Origin of the sequence: Inquilinus limosus MP06, assembly GCF_000767795.1 — a bacterium.
GTDB lineage: Bacteria > Pseudomonadota > Alphaproteobacteria > DSM-16000 > Inquilinaceae > Inquilinus > Inquilinus limosus_E.
Genome location: NZ_JANX01000638.1, coordinates 1 through 3,366, shown reverse-complemented (window position 1 = coordinate 3,366; position 3,366 = coordinate 1). Strand labels below are relative to the sequence as shown.

5 protein-coding genes are annotated in these 3,366 nt (G+C 71.0%); 4 read left to right on the top strand and 1 reads right to left on the bottom strand.

Annotated features, from left to right (window positions below; translation table 11 throughout):
• The coding region (locus tag P409_RS29980; RefSeq protein ID WP_034847034.1) for an acetate--CoA ligase family protein at positions 1-260 on the top strand (260 nt) is incomplete at its 5' end.
• A 13-nt stretch (positions 261-273) separates the two neighbouring features.
• Here the strand turns inward: P409_RS29980 and P409_RS29975 are convergent.
• A complete protein-coding gene (locus tag P409_RS29975; RefSeq protein ID WP_152613619.1) occupies positions 274-636 on the bottom strand; it encodes a hypothetical protein in 363 nt (120 codons plus the stop codon).
• Between the two features lie 199 nt (positions 637-835).
• On the opposite strand from P409_RS29975, the gene P409_RS29970 reads away from it, so the two are divergent.
• The 3 genes from P409_RS29970 to P409_RS29960 form a co-directional block, all read left to right on the top strand.
• On the top strand, positions 836-2,095 hold the full coding sequence (locus tag P409_RS29970; RefSeq protein WP_034847031.1) for a sarcosine oxidase subunit beta family protein: 1,260 nt from the start codon (positions 836-838) through the stop codon (positions 2,093-2,095).
• Between the two features lie 12 nt (positions 2,096-2,107).
• Positions 2,108-2,383, top strand: coding sequence for a sarcosine oxidase subunit delta (locus P409_RS29965; protein ID WP_034847030.1), 276 nt, complete (start codon positions 2,108-2,110; stop codon positions 2,381-2,383).
• Positions 2,380-3,366, top strand: a 987-nt coding sequence (locus P409_RS29960) for an FAD-dependent oxidoreductase (RefSeq protein ID WP_034847029.1), incomplete at its 3' end; no start/stop codon positions are given. The genes P409_RS29965 and P409_RS29960, both read left to right, overlap by 4 nt.

The following is a 3,366-nucleotide window of genomic DNA, read 5'->3' as shown; positions in this document are numbered from 1 at the left end:
AGGACGCCGCCTTCGCGCTGCCGCCCTTCGATGCTGCCGAGGCGCGGCGGCTGATCGACCGGCTGCGGCTGCGCCCCCTCTTGGACGGCGCCCGCGGCGCCCCGGCCGCCGATATCGACGCCCTGGCCGCGGCGGCGGCACGCTTCTCCGCCCTCGCGGCGGCGCTCGGCGATCTGGTCGAGGCGATCGACGTCAATCCGATCCTGGCCCTGCCGCGCGGTGCCGTCGCCGTCGACGCGCTGGTGGTGGCGCGGCGCTAGGCGGCGGGCGATCTCACCAGCGGTGACGCCCCCAACCGCGACGGCCCCAGCCATCGCCGCGCCAGCGCCGGTGGCGCCAGCCGTCGTAGTGATCGTCATCCGCCGCGGCCGCGGCTATGGCGAGGCCGCCGATCGCCAGCGCGCCCACCGCCAGCGCGGTGTTGGCGTCCTGCTGCTGCCGCTCGACCTGCGCCCGGTAGGACAGCTGGCGCAACGCGTTGCAGGCGTAGGGATCGCCGTAGGAGCATTGCTGCGCGGCGTAGTTCAACTGCATCTCCGACGGCGTCGGCCCGCAGGCCACCAGCAGCGCCAGGGCGCCGACCCCGCCGATCCGCCAGGCACCGGATGCCAGCCTTCCGGTGGTGATGCCGGTCATCATGTCCTCTCCTGCCGACCCGCGGTCGGCCAGCCGCGACGGTGACTCGGAATCAAAGCGGAATTGTGTCCGGCCGCCGTATATCCCTATGCAGCCGCAACGCTCCCGCCGACATCCCTCTTCCCTCCAACATACAGTGGTGTACTGTACAGGCAGGATCGGGAGGTGCCGGGCTAACCCGGCGGAGGCGGGCGCGAGGATGCAGCGTTATTCCTTCTTCTCGCTGGCGCGGAAGGCGCTGGGCGGTCATCGCGGCTGGGAGCCGGCGTGGCGCAAGGCGACGCCGAAGAAAAGCTACGATGTCGTCATCGTCGGCGGCGGCGGGCATGGCCTGTCCACCGCCTATTACCTGGCCCGCAACCACGGCATCACCAATGTCGCGCTGATCGAGCGCGGCTGGATCGGCGGCGGCAATGTCGGCCGCAACACCACCATCGTCCGCTCCAACTACCTGCTGCCGGACAACCAGCATTTCTACGAATGGTCGCTCAAGCTGTGGCACGGCCTCAGCGAGGAGCTGAACTACAACGTCATGTTCTCGGCCCGCAGCTCGATCTTCCTGGCGACGTCGGTGGGCAACGCCATGGCGCTGCGCCGCCGCGGCAACGGCATGCGCCTGGCCGGCATCGACGCCGAGTGGCTGGAGCCGGACGATCTGCGCCGGATGGCGCCGAACCTCGACTATTCCGACAACGCGCTGTTCCCGATCTATGGCGGCATGCGCCAGGGCCGCGCCGGCACCGCCCGGCACGACGCGGTGGCCTGGGGCTTCGCCCGCGGCGCCAGCAATCTCGGCGTCGACATCATCGAGGATTGCGAGGTGCTGGACTTCCTGCGCGACGGCGAGCGCGTGACCGGGGTGATGACGGCCAAGGGTCCGATCAGCGCCGACCGGGTCTGCCTGGCCACCGCCGGCTCCTCCTCCACCCTCACCCGCAAGCTCGGCCTCAAGCTGCCGATCGAGAGCCATCTGCTGCAGGCCTTCGTCAGCGAGGGGCTGAAGCCGGTGGTCGACCACGTCTTCTCCTGGGGCGGCAGCGGCCATTTCTACATCAGCCAGTCCGACAAGGGCGGGCTGGTCTTCGGCGGCGACCTGGACGGCTACAACTCCTACGCCCAGCGCGGCAACCTGCCGGTGGTGGAGGACATCGCCACCGCCGCCATCGCGCTGATGCCCAACCTGTCGCGCACCCGCATCCTGCGGCACTGGGCCGGGGTGATGGACATGTCGATGGATGGCAGCCCGATCATCGGCCTGGCGCCGATCGACGGGCTCTATCTCAACATGGGCTGGTGCTATGGCGGCTTCAAAGCCATCCCCGGCTCCGGCTGGGTCTGCGCCCACACCATCGCCAACGGCGCACCGCACGAACTGAACCGGCCCTTCGCGCTCGACCGGTTCGAGCGCGGCCGGATCATCGACGAGAACGGCGTCGGGCCAATCGCGAACCGGCACTGAGGAGCGGACGACATGCGAATCCCCTGCCCCTGGTGCGGCCCGCGCGACCTGTCCGAGTTCTTCTATGGCGGCGATGCCGAGACGCCGCGCCCGGCGCATGAGGAGACGGCGGCGGCGCCCTGGTTCGACCATGTCTACCGCCACGACAACCCGCGCGGCTCGCATCGCGAATATTGGCAGCACAGCTATGGCTGCCGGTCCTGGATCCTGGTCACGCGCGACACGCTGACCCATGAGATCACGGCGGCCGAACCGATGCGGCGCCCGGTGGCGGAGAGTGGACGATGACCTCCCATCGCCTGGCCCGGGGCGGGCTGATCGACCGGTCGGCGCGGCTCGGCTTCACCTTCGACGGCCAGCGCTATGAGGGCCATCCCGGCGACACGCTGGCCTCGGCGCTGCTGGCCAACGGCGTGCGCCTGGTCGGCCGCAGCTTCAAGTATCACCGGCCGCGCGGCATCCTGTCCGCCGGGTCGGAGGAGCCGAACGCGCTGGTTGAGCTGCGCAGCGGCGGCCGGCACGAGCCGAACACCCGCGCCACCATGGTCGAGCTGTACGACGGGCTGGCCGCCAACAGCCAGAACCGCTGGCCGTCGCTGAGCTTCGACGCGCTGGGCGTGGTCAACGGCCTGCTGGCCCCGGTGTTCCCGGCCGGCTTCTACTACAAGACCTTCATGTGGCCGGCCTCGTTCTGGGAGCCGGTCTATGAGCGGATCATCCGCCGCGCCGCCGGCCTGGGCACCGCGCCGACGGAGACCGACCCCGACCGCTATGAGCGCCGCCACGCCTTCTGCGACGTGCTGGTGGTGGGCGGCGGACCGGCGGGCTTGAGCGCCGCCTTGGCCGCGGCCGAGGCCGGCGCCCGGGTGATCCTGTGCGACGAGGGCGACCGCTTCGGCGGCAGCCTGCTCGGCGAGGACGAACCGGTCGAGGGCCGCCCGGCGACGGATTGGGTGGCGGACCGGCTGGCGACGCTGCGGGGCTTCGGCGACCGGGTGACGCTGGTGCCGCGCGGCACCGCCTTCGGGATCTACGACCACGGCACGGTCGGGCTGGTCGAGCGCGTCGCCGACCATCTGGCCGAGCCGCCGGCGCACCTGCCGCGCCAGCGCTTCTGGACCATCCGAGCCACGGCGATCGTGGTCGCGGCCGGGGCGATCGAACAGCCGCTGGTGTTCCCGAACAATGACCGCCCCGGCGTGATGCTGGCCGGCGCGGCGCATCGCTACGCTCATCGTTATGCAGTGGCGGCGGGCAAGCGGGTGCTGGTG

Bases quoted from the DNA above. Each gene is read 5' to 3' on its own strand.
- P409_RS29975 (WP_152613619.1), bottom strand. From the start codon at position 636: ATGACCGGCATCACCACCGGAAGGCTGGCATCCGGTGCCTGGCGGATC.
- P409_RS29970 (WP_034847031.1), top strand. From the start codon at position 836: ATGCAGCGTTATTCCTTCTTCTCGCTGGCGCGGAAGGCGCTGGGCGGT.
- P409_RS29965 (WP_034847030.1), top strand. From the start codon at position 2,108: ATGCGAATCCCCTGCCCCTGGTGCGGCCCGCGCGACCTGTCCGAGTTC.